Raw genomic sequence first — 19686 nt, forward strand, 5'->3', positions numbered from 1 at the left:
GGTGATTGGGCCGGCTCACCGGGAGCGCGGCGATCCAAGTGTAACCAGACCTCAGGCGTTGGCTCCATGAAATATGTGCACGGTCCCCTGCACTCGTCAGCGCCTACAAGCGGCGGATTTCAGAACGGTGGCGATTGCTTGAGCAACTCTGCTGCCGGCGAGTCGGTCGGGCTGACCACCGCATAGTTATAGCCCGGCCCTGACCAGTAATCGGCCTGCAGATCCCCATCGCTGCGTGAACCGCGCGGCAACAGGGTGTTTTTCGGCCCCGGCGGACGCAAGTAGAAACTCACCTTGTGGCCGCTGCCGTCCTCATACATCACCATCGCCGCAGGGCCTTCATCGGTGCTGAGCAAGCGACCGCTGACTGGTTCAAAACCGGCCGCCTTGAGATCCGGCAAGCGCTTGGCACCGCTGAAGTAGCGGTCGAGCCAACGCTGCATATCACCGTCACTGTCGACCTTGTAATCGGCGGGCAGCACGCCTTGCTGGGCGATCAGGCGATAGGCTTGCAACGCGTCAGTCATGGGCAATTGCGCGGGGCGCACCAGGGTCATTTCCCGCGCCTGCCAGCCACTGAAACCGCCGATGCTGACAGCCACCAGCAGCACCGCCGCGCTGGCCAGATGGCGACGTGACTGCTGGCGGCGACGCTGGCGAATCATCGCCGGGTCAAGCGCCGGATTGACCGGCTGCTGCAACGCGCCGCTGAGGGCCGCGCGCAGTTGCTGGGCGTCGCGCTGCCAGGCGCGAACCTGCGCCGCTTCTTCAGGGTGGCTGGCCAGCCAGGCCTCGAGCAGGCGCCGGTTGGCGTCGCTGAGCTGGTGGTCGACGTAGGCGTGCATGTCTCGTTCACTGGGAGGCAGGCTGATCATTTGAGTATCCGCAAGGAAGGGCTGCTGATTTCGCCGTCGCTGAGCTGGCGCAAAGCCTGGCGGGCGCGGGACAGGCGCGACATCACGGTGCCGATCGGGGCGTCGAGAATCTCGGCGACCTCTTTATAGGACAGGCCTTCCACCGACACCATCAGCAGCAAAGCGCGTTGTTCGGTGGGCAGGCGTTCGAAGGCTTGCAGGGTCGACTGGGCGATCACCGTGCGTTCCACCGAAGGTTCGGCATCGTCGCGACCGGTGAAAAATTCGAGCATGCGCGCATAGCGCCGCGAACGACGGTGGGCATCAAGAAATTGCCGATAGAGGATCGCAAACAGCCAGGCGCGCACGTCGCCCTCGGTGCGTTTTTCGCCCCACGCCGACAGCGCCCGCTCAAGGCTGGCCTGGACCAGATCGTCAGCGCTGCTGCTGTTGCGCGTCAACGACACGGCGAAGCGGCGCAATCTGGGAATGATTTCTCTCAACTGTTCGTCGAATTCGCTCATGAATTTCTGCTGGTCGCTACGCTGTGGACTAGGAAGACGCCCGTCAGCGCAGGTTATTCCCCGTGTGCAGAAATAAATACCGCGCCGTGGAATAAACCCGGACGGCGTGCGTCTTGCTGACTCTTTCCACTTGTGGCCGATGGCCTGGAGTTATTCATGGTTGATCGCTCGTCCCCCAACGCTGCACCGCCCGGCAGGCCGCCGCGCCAGCCACTGAGCGCCGCGAGTCTGGTCTTGCGTCTTGGCGCCATTGCCGTGGTCGTCGCCGCCGTGGCCGGGGCGTTTGCCTACGTGCATGGCAACCTTGACCCACAACGACTGACGCCCAAAGCGCTGGTCGATGTGCTGGAAAAGAACAACGGCGTGCATCCCGGTTTTCGTCGCAATCACGCCAAAGGTGTCTGCGTGACCGGTCATTTCGAAAGCAGCGGCGAGGCGCGAGCGTACTCCACTGCGCAAGTGTTCAACCTGCCGCAGACGCCGGTGGTGGGGCGTTTCGCTCTGCCAGCCGGCAATCCCTATGCGCCGGACAGCGCCGTACCGATCCGCAGCCTGGCGCTACGTTTTACTCAGGCGGACGGCCAGCAGTGGCGCACCGGCATGAACAGCATGCCGGTATTTCCGGTGGGCACGCCTGAAGCGTTCTATCAACTGCAGCAGGCACAGTCGCCGGATCCGGCCACCGGCAAGCCCGACCCGACGAAGGTGCCGGCGTTCTTTGCCGCACATCCCGAAGCCGTGCCGTTTTTGACTTGGGTGAAGACCGCCAGACCTTCGGCCAGCTACGCCACTGAAACCTATAACAGCATCAATGCGTTCTATCTGGTCGATGGCAACGGCAAAAAACAGGCGGTGCGCTGGAGTATGACGCCATTGGCGCAGGACGCAGCGGGTGCCACCGCCCCTGAAGGCGCGGACTTTCTCGAGAAGGATCTGGTGCAACGCTTGGCTGCTGCACCCTTGCGCTTCCAGTTGAACATCACCTTGGCCAACACTGACGACCCGGTAAACGATGCCAGCAAATCCTGGCCCGCCGATCGCAAAGTGTTGAACGCCGGTACGCTGGTGCTGGAGAAAACCCAGCCGCAGCTGAGTGGCGAATGCCGCGACATCAACTACGACCCGCTGGTGCTCCCGGCCGGGATTCAAGGCTCGGGAGATCCATTGCTCGCCGCGCGCTCGGCCGGCTATGCCGATTCCTACCTGCGTCGCACCAGCGAAGTCAGCCAGTTGCCCGCCGCCAAACAGGAGGCTCGCCCATGAACAAGCAACCGACTCATTTCGTCTTGCTGGCGCGTCTGCTGCACTGGCTGATGGCGCTGATGATCATCGCCATGCTGTTTATCGGCGCGGGCATGGTCACTTCGGTGTCGTCTCGCCATGAGTGGCTGATTCATCTGCACAAACCGCTGGGCATCGCGATTCTGGCGCTGGTGATCGTGCGCCTGCTGGTGCGCTTCACCACACGCCAACCGCCGCTGCCGGATGATTTGCCGGGCTGGCAGGTGCTGGCTGCCAAGGCTTCCCATGTTTTGTTGTATGCGTTGATGTTGGTGTTGCCGCTGCTCGGCTGGGCGATGATCAGTGCTTCGGGCGAGCCCGTGATGCTCACGGCGTCGTTGCATTTGCCAGCCATTGTGCCGGCAGATGCGCGACTGTTTGCGCTGTTGCGCAAGTCGCATGGCTATCTGGCTTATCTGCTGTTTCTGACGGTGCTGCTGCACCTGGCGGCGGCGCTGTTTCACGGCTGGGTGCGTCGCGATGAAGTGCTCGACAGCATGTTGCGCGGGCGTGATCGCGGCTGAGCCTTCCAAGCAAAAGATCGCAGGCCGGCTGCGATCTTTTTCCGGGGCGGGCGGGGAGCGTCAGCGCAGGGTGTCGACCATGTCGGCGAGTGTGGTGAGCACGTCCTTGCCCAATTGTTTCGAGCGTTTGCCTGACCAGCCGGTGATCTTGTCCGGGTGGTCATCGTGGTCCTTGAACGGCATCTCAAGCGTCAGCGACAGGCAGTCGTATTTCTGCCCGACGCTGTTGCAGGCCAGCGTCATGTTGGCCTGACCCGGTTCGTCGCGGGTGTAGCCGTAGGTGGTCTGGAAGTCTTTGGTGGTGTGTTTCAGATGGCTGCGGAAATGCTCTTCAAGCTTTTCGATGCGCGGTGTGAAGCCCGGGTTGCCCTCACAGCCTGCGGTGAATACGTGGGGGATTTCCTCGTCGCCGTGTACGTCGATAAACGCATCGACGCCGTATTTTTCCATCTGCTGCTGGACGAAAAGCACCTCGGGGCTGATTTCCTGACTGGCGTTCTGCCAGGCCCGGTTCAAGTCCTGACCCATGGCGTTGGTGCGCAGGTGGCCGTGGTAGGCGCCGTCCGGGTTCATGTTCGGCACCAGATACAGATCGGCACTGGCCAGCAGGTGGTTCAGTATCGGATCGTCCTGCCGTTCCAGACGCTCGATCACGCCTTCCATGAACCATTCAGCCATGTGCTCGCCCGGGTGCTGCTGGGCAATGATCCAGATCTTGCGCTGGCCTTCGGCACCGCTGCCTTTGCGCAGCAATTGGATATCCCGGCCTTCGACGCTTTTGCCGGTCGCCAGCAATTGTGTGCCAGCCTTGCTCAGCGCCTGGTCGATCAGCCAGTCGTGACGGCCACGGCTGTAAGGTTCGAAATAGGCGAACCAGGCGTGGGTGTGTTCGGCTTCGAGGCAGAAGCGCAGGCTGTCACCTTCGAAACTGGTGGGAATGCGGAACCAGTTGACGTGGTCGTAGGAAGCGACTGCCTGGTAGCCGGTCCAGGCTTTGTTATAGGAGGACTGGCTGGCATTGATCAGGCGAAACCAGTGTTCCTGATGCACGTGCAGGCCGCTGGCCTTGAAGTGAAACCACTGAAAATGCGCGCTGCGGGTATCCGGGCGTATGGCCAGAACCGGATTGAGCGGATTGCTGATGTCGATGACTTGGATATTGCCGCTGTCGAAATTGGCGCTGATGTCGAACGAAGATTTGGCCACGGTCATGGTCGCTTCCTGAGCAGGATTTTTATGACCGGTACTCTACACGCAGGTTAGGGTGAAACCGAGGGGAATTACGGGTGTGGCGGGGGGCGTCTTCCGTGACGCGTCAGCAGCTTAGAGACTGTGCGATTGATTCTCAAGTGCTGATTGCCATTAGTTTTGCCCAATGTGGCTGGCCTCGGCTTGCCAATCAATGTTCTTTTGATATTATCCGCGCAACCGAATTTGCAGCACCCAAAGACTTCATTAGCCTGAAGACACAAGCCCGGAAAACGGGCAAAAAAAGACCCGGCAAAAAGCCGGGTCAAAAACCGTGATTAGCCTGATGAGGAGATAGTCCAGAAGACCGACCTAAGGTCTCTGGTCCATCGACTGATCTTGCGACCAGCTGCTTGCAATAATAATCATTATCATTTGCAAGTCAAATGTTTTTATCTGTCCGATAGGAAAATTCTTTCCTGTCCGTTCACACCTTGCTTGCCGTCACTTCGTCGTTGTCGATCGAATGGTCGACCATCGCCCGCGCCATATCCACCATATGCACCACCGAAAACGCCAGGTCGCGATTCGTGCCTTGCAGGTTTTCTGCGGCCTTGAACGCAGTGGCGGCTGCACATCGCAACAAATCCGAGGCATGCACCAGCGCTTCCTCGCCGCTGAGATGACTTTTAACATCGAAGAAACGCTCATCCGTCCCCAGTTCTGTAACAGCCGGTTTCAAGTAATAGTCCAGCGCGCGTTGTGCAGCGGCGTTGCCTTGGGGCGAGGTGAAGCTGGTGTCGATTTGCAGATCCGGCAGGTCTTTGCTGCTGATGTTCATCATGAAAAGCCACTCCATGTTCGATTGGAAATCCGTTTGCCTAGGATAGTACTCTCTGTATTTGTGACGAGGATTTAAATACTACAATATGTGTTTTGTCGGTCGAAGACGTCCGCGTAAGGTGCGGCACATGGATAAATGGATTGAGTTGGTCAAGGCCAAGATGAGTGAACTCAAAGTCACTCAAACAGAGCTCGGAGAGCGCGTCGGCATGTCCCAGGGCGGGATCGGTCATTGGCTGAACAAACGTCGCGAACCCGGTGTTACCGAAATGAATCGCGTGCTGCAGGCGCTGGGAATGGACTTCCTCGAAGTCGTGCTGGTCATCCGCGAACCGCAGCCCACAGCGGATGACGAGATGCCGCTGGCACAGAAGTACAACCCGTACTTCCGTTACCCGATCTACGACTGGCGAGCGCCGTGTGAGGTGCGCGACGCTGCGGCCAGTTATGGCGGCGTCGCGGTCAAGCAGCGCTTCGAACTGACGGATTACCACGCTCGCGGTGCCGCGTTCTGGCTCACGGTCACGGGGGATTCAATGACCGCGCCGAGCGGTCAGAGCATTGCCGAGGGCATGTTGATTCTGGTCGACCCGCAGTTGGAGGCAGTGCCGGGCAGACTGGTGATCGCCCAGTGGCCGGACAGCGACGAAGCGATTTTCCGCAAACTTGACGAACAGGGCGGCCAGCGGTACCTGGTGCCGCTCAATCCGACCTGGCCGAAAACTTTGCTCACCGATGAATGCCGGATTATCGGCGTGGTGGTTCAGGCAACGGCGCGTTATTGAAAGAATCGATCCTCGCCAAGGGCCAGGATCGATTCTCTGATTTCAACCTTCTTCCAGTTCAACCAGAGCGCTGCCTTCGCTGACCATATCGCCTTCCTGGCAATACAGCGCTTTGATCACACCGGCCTGCGGCGCGCGGATGCTGTGTTCCATCTTCATGGCTTCCAGCACCACCAATTGCGCTCCGGCTTCAACGGTTTGCCCGACTTCCACCAGCACGCGCACGATGCTGCCGTTCATTGGTGCGGTCAAGCCGCCCTGATGGCTGTGGCTGGCATCGACAGCGCTGATCGGATCGAACGCCTCGACGCGCCGTAACTCTCCATGCCACTCCAAGTACAATGAACCGCCCTGACGAATTGCCCGCAACGTACGACGCACGCCGTCATGCTCGACGGTCAGCGCCTCGCCCAGCAGTTCGGCAGGGGCCACAGCTCCCAGCGTCAGCGCACGGTCCTGTCCCTCGCAGCTCAAATGCAAGGTGATTTCCGCCGGCAAACCTGCTCGCAAACCACTGCCGCTGGACCATGGTGATGCGCGATCATCTGTGCGTGTACGGGGCGGCAAACTCTGCGCAAACGCCTGCGCCGCCACCTCCCAGAACCCATCGCTCAACGCGCCTGGTGCTGGCAACAATTGCTCCTGATATCGCGGTATAAACCCGGTATCAAGTTCCGCAGCGGCAAACGCCGGATGCGCGATGATCCGGCGCAGGAAGTTGATATTGGTCTTCAGCCCGCCAATCGCAAACTCATCGAGCATACTCAACAGACGCAAGCGCGCCTGTTCGCGATCTTCACCCCAGGCAATCAGTTTGCCGAGCATCGGGTCGTAGAACGGCGAAATTTCGTCGCCTTCCTCCACCCCGCTGTCCACCCGCCGCCCCGGTCCCTGCGCCGATTCGCGGTACAAGTCCAGACGCCCGGTGGCTGGCAGAAAATCATTCGCCGGATCCTCGGCATACAAACGCACTTCAATCGCGTGACCGTTGAGCGGCACCTGCGCCTGGGTGATCGGCAGCGCTTCACCACGGGCGACGCGAATCTGCCAGGCGACCAGATCGAGCCCGGTGATCGCTTCGGTCACCGGGTGCTCGACCTGCAGTCGCGTGTTCATTTCCATGAAAAAGAATTCGCCGCGCGCATCCAGCAGAAACTCGACCGTACCAGCGCCGACATAACCGATCGCCTGCGCCGACCGCACGGCCGCTTCGCCCATCGCCCGGCGTAACTCGGGCGTCAGGCCCGGCGCCGGGGCTTCTTCGATGACTTTCTGGTGCCGACGCTGGATCGAGCAATCGCGCTCGTTGAGGTACAGGCAGTGACCGTGCTGATCGGCGAACACCTGTATCTCGACGTGACGCGGCTTGAGCAAATACTTCTCTACCAGCATTCGCGAGTCGCCGAACGACGATTGTGCTTCGCGCTGCGCCGAGGCGAGGGCTTCGGCCAACTGGCTGACGTTGTCGACCACTTTCATGCCTTTACCGCCACCACCAGCGGTGGCCTTGAGCAGCACCGGATAACCGATGCGCTCACAGGCTTCACGGAAGGTGTCGAAATCCTGCGCTTCGCCGTGATAGCCCGGCACCAGTGGCACGCCGGCCTTTTCCATTAGTGCTTTGGCGGCGGATTTGCTGCCCATCGCATCGATGGCCGAGGCGGGCGGGCCGAGGAAGATCAGTCCGGCGGCTTCGATTGCGCGAGCGAAGCCCGCGTTTTCCGAGAGAAAACCGTAGCCGGGATGAATCGCCTGAGCGCCGCTCGCCTTGGAGGCGGCGATCAATTTATCGATTTGCAGATAACTGTCAGCAGCCTTGCTGCCGCCCAGATCAACGCAGATATCGGCTTCACGACTGTGTCGCGCATCGCGGTCGGTGGCGCTGTGCACGGCGACGGTGGTGAGGCCCAAAGCCTTGGCGGTGCGCATGACCCGGCAGGCGATCTCGCCACGGTTGGCCACCAGCAGGGTGGTAATCACAGGTGCGCTCATCAACGCGACTCCTTGGTGGATGCGGCTTGCCAGCTCGGCGGGCGTTTTTGCAAAAATGCGCGCAAGCCTTCCTGGCCTTCGGCGCTGACACGAATTCGTGCGATCGCGTTTTCCGTGTAACGGCGCAGCGCTGGCGTCAGCGAGCCATTTCCGACTTCGCGCAGCAAGTCCTTGCTGGCACGCATGGCAGCGGGGCTGTTGAGCAAAAGATTGTCGATCCATTGCTCGACTTGCTGCTCGAGTTCAGCGGCCGGATAGCTATCAGACAACAAGCCGATTTCCCGCGCCCGCTGGCCGCCGAAGCGCTCGGCCGTCAGCGCATAACGCCGCGCCGCCCGTTCACCGATGGCCTGCACCACGAATGGACTGATCACCGCCGGCGCCAGGCCGATGCGCACTTCCGACAGGCAGAATTGCGCGTCATCAGTGCCGATCGCCATGTCGCAGCAACTGATCAGGCCCAGCGCACCACCGAACGCCGCGCCCTGAACCACGGCCAGCGTAGGGATTTTCAGTTTGGCGAGGTTGTACATCAGTTCGGCCAGTTCGCGGGCGTCGTCGAGGTTGGTGTGGTAATCCAGATCGGCCGATTGCTGCATCCAGGCCAGGTCGGCGCCGGCACTGAAATGCTTGCCGCGCCCGCGCAGCAGCAGGAAACGCAGGCTAGAGTCGCTTGCCACCTTGTCGAGGGCGAGGATCAGTTCGCGGATCATTTCGGCGTTGAAGGCGTTGTTTTTCTCGGCGCGGTTGAGCCACAGCGTCGCGAAACCGCGTGGATCGGTTTGCAACTCGAGGGTATTGAAGTCGCTCATCAGATTCTCCCCATCACATCCGGAACACGCCGAAGCGGCTCGGTTCGATTGGCGCGTTCAGCGACGCAGACAAGGCCAGGGCCAACACATCGCGGGTCTGCGCCGGGTCAATGACGCCGTCGTCCCACAGTCGTGCGCTGGAGTAATAGGGGTGACCCTGTTCTTCGTACTGGTCCAGAATCGGCTGCTTGATCTGGCTTTCCTGCTCGACGGTGAACGCCTGACCGCTGCGTTCGGCCTGTTCGCGCTTTACCTGCACCAGCACGCCGGCGGCCTGTTCGGCGCCCATCACGCCGATCCGCGCATTCGGCCACATCCACAAAAAGCGCGGGTCGTAAGCGCGACCGCACATGCCGTAGTTGCCGGCACCGAAGCTGCCGCCGATGATCACGGTGAATTTCGGCACCTTGGCGCACGCTACCGCGGTCACCAGTTTGGCGCCGTGCTTGGCGATGCCGCCGGCCTCGTATTTCTGGCCGACCATGAAACCGGTGATGTTCTGCAAAAACAGCAGTGGGATGCCGCGTTGGCAGGCCAGTTCGATGAAATGCGCACCTTTCTGCGCGGCTTCGGCGAAGAGGATGCCGTTGTTTGCCAGGATCGCGATCGGGTAACCGTGCAGATGGGCGAAACCGCAGACCAGCGTGGTGCCGAACAGCGCTTTGAATTCATCGAACACCGAGCCGTCGACCAGCCGCGCAATCACTTCGCGCACATCGAATGGCTGCTTGGCGTCAGCCGGAACCACGCCGTACAACTCGTCGCTGGCGTACAGCGGCGCAATCGGCGTGCGTTGCTGCACCTCGCCGAGCTTGCGCCAGTTGAGGTTGGCAATGCTGCGGCGGGCCAGGGCGAGAGCGTGTTCGTCGTTCTCGGCGTAATGGTCGGCCACACCGGAGGTCTTGCAATGCACATCGGCACCGCCGAGGTCTTCGGCGCTGACCACTTCACCCGTCGCGGCTTTTACCAGCGGCGGGCCGGCGAGGAAAATCGTCGCCTGGTTGCGCACCATGATCGCTTCGTCTGCCATCGCCGGCACATACGCGCCGCCTGCGGTGCACGAGCCCATGACCACCGCGATTTGCGCAATGCCCATCGCGCTCATGTTGGCCTGGTTGAAAAAGATCCGCCCGAAATGCTCGCGGTCAGGAAACACTTCGTCCTGACGCGGCAGGTTGGCGCCGCCCGAATCCACCAGATAAATGCACGGCAGGCGATTCTGCTGGGCGATGGTCTGCGCGCGCAGGTGCTTCTTCACGGTCAGCGGGTAATACGAGCCACCTTTTACCGTCGCATCGTTGGCAACGATCATGCATTCGACGCCTTCGACGCGACCGATACCGGCGATCACACCGGCGGCCGGCACGTCTTCGCCATACACCGCGTGAGCAGCGAGTTGGCTGATTTCGAGAAACGGTGAGCCCGGATCGAGCAGGCGATTGATGCGTTCACGCGGCAGCAATTTACCGCGCGAAGTGTGGCGTTCCTGAGCTTTGGCACCGCCGCCCTGCGCCACTTGGGCGAGGAGGGTGTGCAGCGCGTCGACCTGTTTGAGCATCGCCGCGCTGTTGGCAGCAAACTCCGCTGAGCGCGGGTTGAGCTGAGTATGCAGAGTGGCCATGGTCAGCTCCGTTTAGCGGGTTTCGTTGAAGAGTTCGCGGCCGATCAGCATGCGGCGGATCTCGCTGGTGCCGGCGCCGATCTCGTAGAGCTTGGCGTCACGCAGCAGGCGGCCGGCGGGGAATTCGTTGATGTAGCCGTTGCCGCCGAGAATCTGAATCGCGTCGAGGGCCATTTGTGTGGCGCGTTCGGCGGTGTAGAGGATTACCCCGGCAGCGTCCTTGCGCGTGGTTTCGCCGCGCTCGCAGGCCTGGGCTACCGCGTACAGATAGGCGCGGCTGGCGTTGAGCTGGGTGTACATGTCGGCAACTTTGCCCTGGATCAGCTGGAATTCGCCGATGCTCTGGCCGAACTGCTTGCGGTCGTGGATGTACGGCACGATCAGGTCCATGCACGATTGCATGATCCCGGTCGGGCCGCCGGAGAGCACCACGCGTTCGTAATCGAGGCCGCTCATCAACACTTTCACGCCACCGTTGAGCACGCCGAGAATGTTTTCCTCAGGTACTTCGACGTCATCGAAAAACAGCTCGCAGGTGTTAGAGCCGCGCATGCCGAGCTTGTCGAATTTGTTGCTGCGGCCGAAACCTTTCCAGTCACGCTCGACGATGAACGCAGTGATGCCGTGCGGGCCTTTTTCCAGATCGGTCTTGGCATAGATCACATAGGTGTTGGCGTCAGGGCCGTTGGTGATCCAGGTCTTGCTGCCGTTGAGCACGAAACGGTCGCCGCGTTTGTCGGCGCGCAGTTTCATCGAGACTACGTCGGAGCCGGCATTCGGCTCACTCATCGCCAGGGCGCCAACGTGCTCGCCGCTGATCAGCTTCGGCAGGTAGTTGGTTTTCTGTTCGTGGCTGCCGTTGCGGTTGATCTGGTTGACGCAAAGGTTGGAGTGCGCGCCGTAGGACAACGCCACCGACGCCGAGCCACGGCTGATTTCTTCCATCGCCACCACGTGCGCCAGGTAACCCAGACCTGCGCCGCCGTACTCTTCCGGCACAGTGATGCCGAGTAGACCCATGTCACCGAATTTGCGCCACATGTCGGCGGGGAACAGGTTGTCGTGATCGATCTGGGCTGCACGCGGGACGATCTGATCGGCGACGAAGGACTGAACCTGATCGCGCAGCATGTCGATGGTTTCACCGAGGGCGAAGTTCAGGGATGGATAGCTCATGGGTCACCTTTTGGCTTTTTTATCGGGTGGAGCGCACGACGAATCGGCGTTCAGCTTTACGTTAACGTAAAGCTTCGCGACTTCTACTGTCAATCGGCTTTACGTAAGCGTTAACTTGGGCGAGAGTAGGGCCATTCAGGATTGCAAGCCGAATGAAACCTGTGGGAGCGGGCTTGCTCGCGAAAGCGTCTGTTCAGTCAGCATTTATGCTGAGTATGCTGGCCTCTTCTTGAGCGAGTTCGCTCCCACTGGGATTAAATCTGGCCAACCCACTAATAAAGATAATGGGGGTCGTCATGGATCAACCCAGTGCAAACCCGCAGCGCAGCTACAGCCGTGGTACTCAGGACAAAGCTTTGCTGGCGATGACCATCAGCCAGCGCTTCGATCAGACTGTCGCGCAACACCCGGACGGTGAGGCGTTGGTGGTGCGCCATCAGCAGTTGCGTTACTCCTGGCGGCAACTTGCCGAAGCGGTGGACGAGCAGGCCAGCGCTTTGCTCGCACTTGGTTTGCAGACGGGCGATCGCCTCGGCATCTGGGCGCCGAATTGCGCGCAGTGGTGCATTATCCAGTTCGCCACGGCGAAGATCGGCGTGATACTGGTCAACATCAATCCCGCCTATCGCAGCTCCGAACTGGAATACGTGCTCAAGCAATCCGGCTGCCAATGGCTCGTCTGTGCGGGCGCGTTCAAAACCTCGAACTATCACGAGATGCTCCAGGGCCTGGCGTCGGAACTGGCCGATCACGCCATCGGTCACCTGCGCAGCGAACGCCTGCCGGACTTGCGCGGCGTGATCAGCCTCGATGCAAATCCGCCAGCCGGTTTTCTGCCGTGGTCACAATTGAGCGAGCTGGCCGCCAGCGTCTCGCCCGATCAACTGCGCGAGCGTAGCGCCAGCCTGCATTTCGATCAGCCAGTGAACATCCAGTACACCTCCGGCACTACCGGCTTCCCCAAGGGCGCAACCCTCAGCCACTACAACATTCTCAACAACGGTTACATGGTCGGCGAAAGCCTCGGCCTGACGGCTGACGATCGACTGGTGATTCCAGTGCCGCTGTATCACTGCTTCGGCATGGTCATGGGCAACCTCGGTTGCGTCACCCATGGCAGCACGATGATTTACCCCAACGATGCTTTCGATCCGGCGCTGACGCTGCAAGCAGTAGCGGAAGAACAGGCCACGGCGCTGTACGGTGTGCCGACCATGTTCATCGCCATGCTCGATCAGCCGCAGCGGCAGACCTTTGATTTATCGAGCCTGCGCACCGGGATCATGGCCGGCGCGACCTGTCCTATCGAGGTCATGCGCCGGGTGATCAACGAGATGCACATGAGCGAAGTGCAGATCGCCTACGGCATGACCGAAACCAGTCCGGTGTCGCTGCAGACCGGGCCGGCGGATGACCTGGAATTGCGCGTCACCACCGTCGGCCGCACCCAGCCGCAACTGGAAAGCAAGATCATCGACGACGCTGGCAACCTGGTGCCACGCGGCACCATCGGCGAATTGTGCACGCGCGGTTACAGCGTGATGCTCGGCTACTGGAACAACCCGCAGGCTACTGCCGAAGCCATCGATGAGGCGGGATGGATGCACACGGGCGACCTGGCGAGCATGAACGAGGAGGGTTACGTCAACATCGCCGGGCGGAACAAGGACATGATCATTCGTGGCGGCGAGAACGTTTATCCGCGTGAGCTGGAGGAATTCTTCTTCACCCACCCGGCGGTAGCGGATGTGCAGGTGATCGGCATTCCGTGCTCGCGCTACGGTGAAGAAATCGTCGCCTGGATCAAATTCCACCCCGGCCACAGCGCCTCGGAGCTGGAGCTGCAAGCCTGGTGCAAGGAACGTATCGCCCACTTCAAGACGCCGCGTTACTTCAAGTTTGTCGAAGCGTTTCCGATGACGGTGACGGGGAAGATCCAGAAATTTCGCATGCGGGAAATCAGTATCGAAGAGCTGCGTGAAAGGCAGGTCTGATGTAGATCAAATGTGGGAGCAAGCCTGCTCCCACAAGGAAATTAGGGAATATTTCAGAAATTGCAGAAAGCACAAAGGGGAGCCGAGGCTCCCCTTTAATTTGTCGTTGCGTGCTCTTTTTATTATTGAGGGTCGGTCTGTTGTTGTTTTTGGCAACCGTGGCCCTGTACAGCTTTTTGGCGACCCCCATCCGGGGTCAAGAGCAAACGTATTTTTTTGAGCGCTGATCTGCTTTCTCGTTTAAAGATCCAACCGATTCGGGAGCTACCTGAAGGTAGTTTTATTGTTCTCTGCCCGGTTGCGGGTCACTCCTGAGAGCACCCTGAAAAGCACACCTTCTCCAAAAAAATCTGTTAGCTGCGTCTCTGCCGTGTTGTTCTTGTTATGTCAGAGTCGTTTCGTCTTGTTTTTATTGGTTTGCGGCTTTTTATTCTTGTTATGCGATAGAGATAGCAGGTGTCGTGCCAACTTTTAAAAATCGTTAAAAATCAGTTGGTTACTATTTTCAGGATTTTCAGTTCTGAGCAAAGCCAGACAATTTGTTTCCGTGTTACTCGTTTTTGCCCACATCACTGATGCAGCGGTAACACCTCACTGGGCGCTGCGCGCCTTGGCCACCCGCGAACCGGTGGGGCGACCGAGGACTGCACTGATCTGCAGGCCCGCAGCAATCAAGGCGTCCAGGTCGATACCGGTCTCGATGCCCAAGCCATTGAGCAGGTAAACCACGTCTTCTGTGGCGACGTTACCGCTTGCGCCTTTGGCGTAAGGGCAGCCGCCGAGCCCGGCGATAGAGCTGTCGAACACCGCAATGCCTTCGAGCAGGCTGGCATAGATATTGGTCATGGCCTGGCCGTAGGTGTCGTGGAAATGCCCGGCGAGTTTGCCCCGTGGCACGTGCGCCGAAACCACCTCGAACAGCCGCCGGGTGGCGCCCGCCGTGCCGGTGCCGATGGTGTCGCCCAGCGACACTTCGTAGCAGCCCATCGTGTACAACTCGCGCGCAACCATCGCCACTTGCTCCGGCGCAACGGTGCCTTCATACGGGCAGCCCAGCACACAGGAAACGTAACCGCGCACGGTAACGCCGTGCTGTTTCGCCGCTTCCATGATCGGCGCAAACCGCGCCAGGCTTTCGCTGATCGAGCAGTTGATGTTGCGCTGCGAGAACGCTTCGGACGCGGCGGCAAACACCGCGACCTCCTTGACCCCGGCCGCGAGCGCATCTTCAAAACCGCGCAGATTCGGCGCCAGTGCACCGTAGGTCACGCCGGGCTTGCGCTGAATCTGCGCAAACACCTCGGCGGACCCGGCCATCTGCGGCACCCATTTGGGCGAGACGAAACTGCCGACTTCGATATAGCCCAGCCCGGCGTTGCTCAACGCGTCGACCAGTTGCACCTTGTCAGCGACGTTGATCGGTTGGGCTTCGTTCTGCAGGCCATCGCGCGGGCCAACTTCGATCAGGCGTACTTGGGAGGGGAGGGACATGGCGGGACCTGCCTGTTTTTTCGGGTTCACGAAGAACCCTGCGGGAGCGAGCTGCTTGCGAAAGCGTAGCGTCAGTCACCGTCAATGCTGGATGACAGAATGCATTCGCGAGCAAGCTCGCTCCCACAGGGGAAGCGGTGATTCGTTAAATCGCTTGCTGGCTCTTGAGCGTCTGCTCCAGCGCCTGCACGCAGCGCTCTTCGGCTGTATCCAGTTCGAGCTTCATCTGTTCGATATCCAGCAACTGCTGTTCGAGCTGTTCGCGGCGTTCGCTGATTTTCGCCAGCATGCTGTTCAGCTGTCGGGTGTTACCGCTGGACGGGTCGTAGAGTTCGATCAGCTCGCGGCATTCGGCCAGGGAAAAACCGATGCGCTTGCCACGCAGAATCAGCTTCAGGGTAACCTTGTCGCGCGGTGAATAAATGCGTTCCTGGCCACGACGCTCGGGGCTGAGCAGGCCTTGCTCTTCATAAAAGCGGATCGCCCGGGTGGTGATGTCCAGCTCGCGGGCGAGGTCGGAAATGCTGTAGGTCTGACTGCTCATGAAAGCGCTCGGAAAGGGGGCATGGCGCTAAGCTAATCGGTGGTTTACGTTTACGTCAAGCAAGAAAAAGATCGCAGCCTTCGGCAGCTCCTACAGGGAATGCATTCCAAATGTAGGAGCTGCCGAAGGCTGCGATCTTTTGATTTTCCTCAGACCGCCTGCTTCTCCAGCTTCTTCTCCTGTGCCGTCACCTGTTGGCACAACTCGATCATCTGCTCGCGCATCCAGCGATTGGCCGGGTCCTGGTCCGTACTTTCATGCCAGTACAAATGCGTTTCCACCGACGGCACATCATTCACCGGCAAATTGAACGATTGCAGGTCATGGCGGCGGGCGAATCGTTCCGGCACGGTCATGACCATGTCGGTCTGCTGCATCACTTGCGAAGCCATCAGATAGTGCTGTGAACGCAGGGCGATCTTGCGCTGAATGCCCATTTTGCCCAGTGCCAGATCGACATAACCCAGACCGCTGCGGCGGCTGGAGATATGAATGTGGGTCAGCGACAGATAATCATCGAGGCTGAGTTTTTCCTTGCCCGCCATCGGATGGCCCTTGCGCATGGCGCAGACATAACGGTCGTCCATCAGTTTGACGTGGCGCACCTGCGGGTCGGTGTTGAGCGGCGCATCGACGGCGAAATCCAGCCGTCCGGCGGCCAGTTCCTTGGTGGTTTCCCGGCGTTTCGATAAAAAGCTTTCAATGATCACCGTCGGCGCGAGGCGGCGCAGACGCTGGAACAGTGGCGGCAGAATGATTGCTTCCGTGAGGTCGGTCATGCTGATCCGATAAGTCTTGACTGCCTGCGCCGGGTTGAAGATGCGACTTTCCTGCACCGACACGCGCAGCAGCGACAGGGCATTGCGCACCGGGCCGATGATGTTCTGCGCCATCGGCGTCGGCACCATGCCTTGAGCGGTGCGCACGAAGAGCGGGTCGTTAAACGTCTCGCGCAACCGTGCCAGGGCGTTGGATACCGCTGGCTGGGTGATGCCGACAATCTGCCCGGCGCGGGTCAGGTTGGCTTCGGTGTAGATCGCGTCGAAGACGATGAAAAGGTTGAGGTCGACCTTGCTCAGATTCATAACGCGGCTTCTCTTGTTATTAGTGCAAGTGTTTTGGGGCTGACGATCAGCGGATCATATATTGGTGATGAATGTTTATACACGCCGAGAATAGGCTAGGTAAATGATCAACGCTGTTCTAGCATCGATTGCATGACTTGAACAACCTCTGCCCGAGAAGGTAAATACCCATGGATTTCGCTTATTCGCCGAAGGTGCAAGAACTGCGTGAGCGCGTGACCGCGTTCATGGACACTTACGTTTACCCGGCCGAAGCCGTGTTCGAACGCCAGGTCGCCGAGGGCGATCGCTGGCAGCCGACCGCGATCATGGAAGAGCTCAAAGCCAAGGCCAAGGCTGAAGGTCTGTGGAATCTGTTTTTGCCTGAGTCCGAGCTGGGTGCCGGCCTGAGCAATCTAGAATACGCGCCGCTGGCGGAAATCATGGGTCGCTCCCTGCTGGGGCCCGAGCCGTTCAACTGCTCGGCGCCGGACACCGGCAACATGGAAGTGCTGGTGCGTTACGCCAACGAAGAACAGAAACAGCGCTGGCTCGAACCGCTGCTGCGCGGCGAGATTCGTTCGGCGTTCGCCATGACCGAGCCTGATGTGGCGTCTTCCGATGCGACCAACATGGCCGCCCGTGCCGTGCGCGATGGCGATCAGTGGGTGATCAACGGCAAAAAGTGGTGGACCTCCGGTGCCTGCGATCCGCGCTGCAAGATTCTGATCTTCATGGGCCTGAGCAACCCCGACGCGCCGCGCCACGCCCAGCACTCGATGATCCTCGTACCGGTCGACACTCCGGGGGTGAAAATCGTCCGGCCGCTGCCGGTGTTTGGCTACGATGACGCGCCGCACGGTCACGCCGAAGTGCTGTTCGACAATGTGCGGGTGCCGTACGAAAACGTCCTGCTCGGTGAAGGACGCGGCTTCGAAATCGCCCAGGGTCGCCTTGGCCCAGGGCGGATTCACCACTGCATGCGCTCGATCGGCATGGCTGAACGGGCACTGGAATTGATGTGCAAACGCTCGGTGAGCCGCACTGCGTTCGGCAAACCGTTGGCGCGTCTGGGCGGCAACATCGACAAGATCGCCGACTCGCGGATGGAGATCGACATGGCCCGCCTGCTCACGTTGAAAGCGGCGTACATGATGGACACCGTTGGCAATAAAGTAGCAAAGAGCGAGATCGCGCAGATCAAGGTGGTGGCGCCGAACGTCGCCTTGCGCGTGATCGACCGGGCGATTCAAATGCACGGCGGAGCAGGGGTGTCGAACGATTTCCCGCTGGCCTATATGTACGCCATGCAGCGCACCCTGCGCCTGGCCGACGGCCCGGACGAAGTGCACCGCGCGGCGATCGGCAAGTTCGAAATCGGCAAGTATGTGCCGAAGGAAATGCTGCGTAGCGAGCGCTGATCCGAATCTTACCCTGATCGTTCCCACGCTCTGCGTGGTAACGCCGCCATGGACGCTCCGCGTCCACTGTGACGCAGAGCGTCACGGGATGCATTCCCACGCAGAGCGTGGGAACGATCAGTGCTGGTCAGTACACCCAAACCTCAACCCGCCGATTCTTGATCCTTCCTTCATCCGCACTGTTGGTCGCCACCGGCATCAGCGCGCCGAAGCCGCGCACTTCGCGCAGCACCACGCCGTTTTTGACCAGCTCGCGACGCACCGCCATCGCCCGCAGCTTCGACAGCAGATCGGCCCGCGCCGGGTCGTCCTTGAGGTCACCAAAGCCCACCAGCGTTACCGCCCGATCGGTCTTGCCATTACGCTTTATATAGTCGAGCACCCGCGCCAGATCCTGCCGCGCCTTGTTGTCCAGACTGGCGCTACCCTCGGCAAAACGGAAATTCACTGTCAGACGCTGGGCATGCCGGCTGAGGGATTGATAACCCTCGGGCATCAGCGCATTCGGCGCCACGCTCATGGCCTGCACGGTCTGACTGACGAACCCGCTAGCCGCAACGATCGCCTGACCCCGTGGGCTCTGTGCAAATTTGGCTAACGCCTGAGCCCATTGATTGCGGCTGTCCGGCGGTAGATAAAAGAACAAACGCCGCGACAGCGGATAGTCTTCAGTGGCGATCAGACTGTTCAGCGGCAGCATTGCTTGCGAGGCGCCATCGGCAATCGCCACGGCTTTGGCCTGACGCACGTAAGGCAGACCAATGAAGCCGATACCTTGCGGATCGGCGCTGACCGCATCGGACAATTGCTCGCTGGATTCGAAACGTTTCGCTGCGCCGCTCAGACTTTTCCCACGGTGGCTCAGCACCAGTTCCTTGAACGTGTCGTACGTCCCCGACTGGTCATCCCGCGCATACAAATGTATGGCGCCGCCACGGCCACCGATGTCTTCCCAGGTTTTCACTTCGCCGGCAAAGACTCGCGCCAATTGCTCGGTGCTCAACTGCTGTAGCGGATTGGCCGGGTTGAGGATGATCGCCAGGCCGTCGATCGCAATGACTTGCTCGGCCGCCGGGCTTTTCAGGTCGCCGAGGGGTTGCAGGGCGAGCAGTTCGCTGTCCTTGATCTCGCGGGAGGAGGCGGCCAGATCGGCGCTGGCGTTTTTCAACGCAGCAAAACCGGTGCTGGAGCCGTGGGCGGCAACTTCGATGACAACGCGTTGGCCTTGTGCGGTCTGGCCGATGATGCGTTGTTCGTTGGCGGTGTCCGGGGTTTCGCGGTGGATTTTCAGCAGGCCTTGTTCGTGCAAAAGGCCTTCGATCAGCGCCGGGCCGAGTTCGGCGCCGATGGTATTGGAACCCTGAATGCGTAATGCCAAGCCGTTTTCGGGGATCGGCAGGGCGGCCGCATAGACGGACAGCCAGCCACTCAACAGAAAAACGCAGAGAACACGCAGGGTCATGCCGGCACCGAATCAAGCCAAGGGGATTGCCGGGGAGATTAAGTCAGGCGCGTGACCGAAATATGACAAATCAAAAGATCGCAGCCTTCGGCAGCTCCTACAGGGAAAAT

Annotated in this window: 18 protein-coding genes; 6 read left to right on the top strand and 12 right to left on the bottom strand. The window is 60.1% G+C overall.

What is annotated here, in order from left to right; genetic code table 11:
- Positions 1 to 119 precede the first annotated feature (119 nt).
- Positions 120 to 875, bottom strand: a complete 756-nt coding sequence (locus ACIGDJ_RS06000) for an anti-sigma factor family protein (protein WP_397479675.1) — start codon at positions 873 to 875, stop codon at positions 120 to 122.
- Complete coding sequence (locus tag ACIGDJ_RS06005) at positions 872 to 1378, bottom strand: RNA polymerase sigma factor (RefSeq protein WP_397479674.1); 507 nt, start codon at positions 1376 to 1378, stop codon at positions 872 to 874. The genes ACIGDJ_RS06000 and ACIGDJ_RS06005 overlap by 4 nt, the downstream gene beginning before the upstream one ends.
- Positions 1379 to 1534: 156 nt before the next feature.
- Here ACIGDJ_RS06005 and ACIGDJ_RS06010 point away from each other — a divergent pair, with 156 nt between their 5' ends.
- Together ACIGDJ_RS06010 and ACIGDJ_RS06015 are read left to right on the top strand one after the other, a co-directional pair.
- The gene (locus tag ACIGDJ_RS06010) at positions 1535 to 2641 is read left to right on the top strand and encodes a catalase family peroxidase (RefSeq protein ID WP_397479673.1); all 1107 of its coding nucleotides are present in this window, start codon (positions 1535 to 1537) and stop codon (positions 2639 to 2641) included.
- On the top strand, positions 2638 to 3183 hold the full coding sequence (locus ACIGDJ_RS06015) for a cytochrome b (RefSeq protein WP_397479672.1): 546 nt from the start codon (positions 2638 to 2640) through the stop codon (positions 3181 to 3183). Before ACIGDJ_RS06010 ends, ACIGDJ_RS06015 begins: the two co-directional genes overlap by 4 nt.
- A 60-nt stretch (positions 3184 to 3243) precedes the next feature.
- Here ACIGDJ_RS06015 and ACIGDJ_RS06020 read toward each other — a convergent pair whose 3' ends face one another.
- The gene (locus ACIGDJ_RS06020) at positions 3244 to 4395 is read right to left on the bottom strand and encodes a M14-type cytosolic carboxypeptidase (protein WP_101159144.1); all 1152 of its coding nucleotides are present in this window, start codon (positions 4393 to 4395) and stop codon (positions 3244 to 3246) included.
- A gap of 95 nt (positions 4396 to 4490) precedes the next feature.
- On the opposite strand from ACIGDJ_RS06020, the gene ACIGDJ_RS06025 reads away from it, so the two are divergent.
- A complete protein-coding gene (locus tag ACIGDJ_RS06025) occupies positions 4491 to 4709 on the top strand; it encodes a hypothetical protein (protein WP_157830902.1) in 219 nt (72 codons plus the stop codon).
- A 149-nt stretch (positions 4710 to 4858) separates the two neighbouring features.
- Here the strand turns inward: ACIGDJ_RS06025 and ACIGDJ_RS06030 are convergent, their stop codons facing one another.
- A complete protein-coding gene (locus tag ACIGDJ_RS06030) occupies positions 4859 to 5212 on the bottom strand; it encodes a DUF6124 family protein (protein WP_397479687.1) in 354 nt (117 codons plus the stop codon).
- Between the two features lie 130 nt (positions 5213 to 5342).
- Between ACIGDJ_RS06030 and ACIGDJ_RS06035 the strand changes: the two genes are divergently transcribed.
- Positions 5343 to 5999: a LexA family transcriptional regulator gene (locus ACIGDJ_RS06035; RefSeq protein WP_101159143.1), complete on the top strand. Its 657-nt coding sequence runs from the start codon at positions 5343 to 5345 to the stop codon at positions 5997 to 5999.
- Between the two features lie 42 nt (positions 6000 to 6041).
- Here ACIGDJ_RS06035 and ACIGDJ_RS06040 read toward each other — a convergent pair whose 3' ends face one another.
- From ACIGDJ_RS06040 to ACIGDJ_RS06055, 4 genes are read right to left on the bottom strand one after another with little or no spacing between them, the layout of a single operon-like run.
- Positions 6042 to 7991: a biotin carboxylase N-terminal domain-containing protein gene (locus ACIGDJ_RS06040; RefSeq protein WP_397479671.1), complete on the bottom strand. Its 1950-nt coding sequence runs from the start codon at positions 7989 to 7991 to the stop codon at positions 6042 to 6044.
- Positions 7991 to 8803 carry a gamma-carboxygeranoyl-CoA hydratase gene (locus ACIGDJ_RS06045; RefSeq protein ID WP_101159141.1) on the bottom strand — a complete coding sequence of 271 codons (813 nt, stop codon included), beginning with the start codon at positions 8801 to 8803 and terminating at the stop codon, positions 7991 to 7993. Before ACIGDJ_RS06045 ends, ACIGDJ_RS06040 begins: the two co-directional genes overlap by 1 nt.
- A 13-nt stretch (positions 8804 to 8816) precedes the next feature.
- Positions 8817 to 10424, bottom strand: a complete 1608-nt coding sequence (locus ACIGDJ_RS06050) for a carboxyl transferase domain-containing protein (protein WP_101159140.1) — start codon at positions 10422 to 10424, stop codon at positions 8817 to 8819.
- 12 nt (positions 10425 to 10436) lie between these two features.
- Positions 10437 to 11600 carry an isovaleryl-CoA dehydrogenase gene (locus tag ACIGDJ_RS06055; RefSeq protein WP_397479670.1) on the bottom strand — a complete coding sequence of 388 codons (1164 nt, stop codon included), beginning with the start codon at positions 11598 to 11600 and terminating at the stop codon, positions 10437 to 10439.
- A gap of 296 nt (positions 11601 to 11896) precedes the next feature.
- Between ACIGDJ_RS06055 and ACIGDJ_RS06060 the strand changes: the two genes are divergently transcribed.
- Positions 11897 to 13594: an AMP-binding protein gene (locus tag ACIGDJ_RS06060; RefSeq protein WP_397479669.1), complete on the top strand. Its 1698-nt coding sequence runs from the start codon at positions 11897 to 11899 to the stop codon at positions 13592 to 13594.
- Positions 13595 to 14185: 591 nt separating this feature from the next.
- Here ACIGDJ_RS06060 and ACIGDJ_RS06065 read toward each other — a convergent pair.
- The 3 genes from ACIGDJ_RS06065 to ACIGDJ_RS06075 all read right to left on the bottom strand — a co-directional run bounded on the left by ACIGDJ_RS06065 (position 14186) and on the right by ACIGDJ_RS06075 (position 16714).
- A complete protein-coding gene (locus ACIGDJ_RS06065; RefSeq protein WP_397479668.1) occupies positions 14186 to 15085 on the bottom strand; it encodes a hydroxymethylglutaryl-CoA lyase in 900 nt (299 codons plus the stop codon).
- A gap of 145 nt (positions 15086 to 15230) precedes the next feature.
- Entirely contained in the window at positions 15231 to 15629 is a 399-nt protein-coding gene (locus ACIGDJ_RS06070; RefSeq protein ID WP_101159136.1) for a MerR family DNA-binding transcriptional regulator, read from the bottom strand.
- Between the two features lie 149 nt (positions 15630 to 15778).
- The gene (locus ACIGDJ_RS06075; RefSeq protein ID WP_071172922.1) at positions 15779 to 16714 is read right to left on the bottom strand and encodes a LysR family transcriptional regulator; all 936 of its coding nucleotides are present in this window, start codon (positions 16712 to 16714) and stop codon (positions 15779 to 15781) included.
- 170 nt (positions 16715 to 16884) lie between these two features.
- On the opposite strand from ACIGDJ_RS06075, the gene ACIGDJ_RS06080 reads away from it, so the two are divergent.
- Positions 16885 to 18114 (top strand): acyl-CoA dehydrogenase, encoded by a 1230-nt coding sequence (locus ACIGDJ_RS06080; protein WP_101159135.1) that lies wholly within the window; start codon positions 16885 to 16887, stop codon positions 18112 to 18114.
- Between the two features lie 127 nt (positions 18115 to 18241).
- Here ACIGDJ_RS06080 and ACIGDJ_RS06085 read toward each other — a convergent pair whose 3' ends face one another.
- Positions 18242 to 19576: a substrate-binding domain-containing protein gene (locus ACIGDJ_RS06085; RefSeq protein WP_397479667.1), complete on the bottom strand. Its 1335-nt coding sequence runs from the start codon at positions 19574 to 19576 to the stop codon at positions 18242 to 18244.
- Positions 19577 to 19686: the final 110 nt, after the last annotated feature.

Origin of the sequence: Pseudomonas sp. NPDC079367 (genome assembly GCF_044542195.1) — a bacterium.
In the GTDB taxonomy this organism is placed as follows: Bacteria; Pseudomonadota; Gammaproteobacteria; order Pseudomonadales; family Pseudomonadaceae; genus Aquipseudomonas.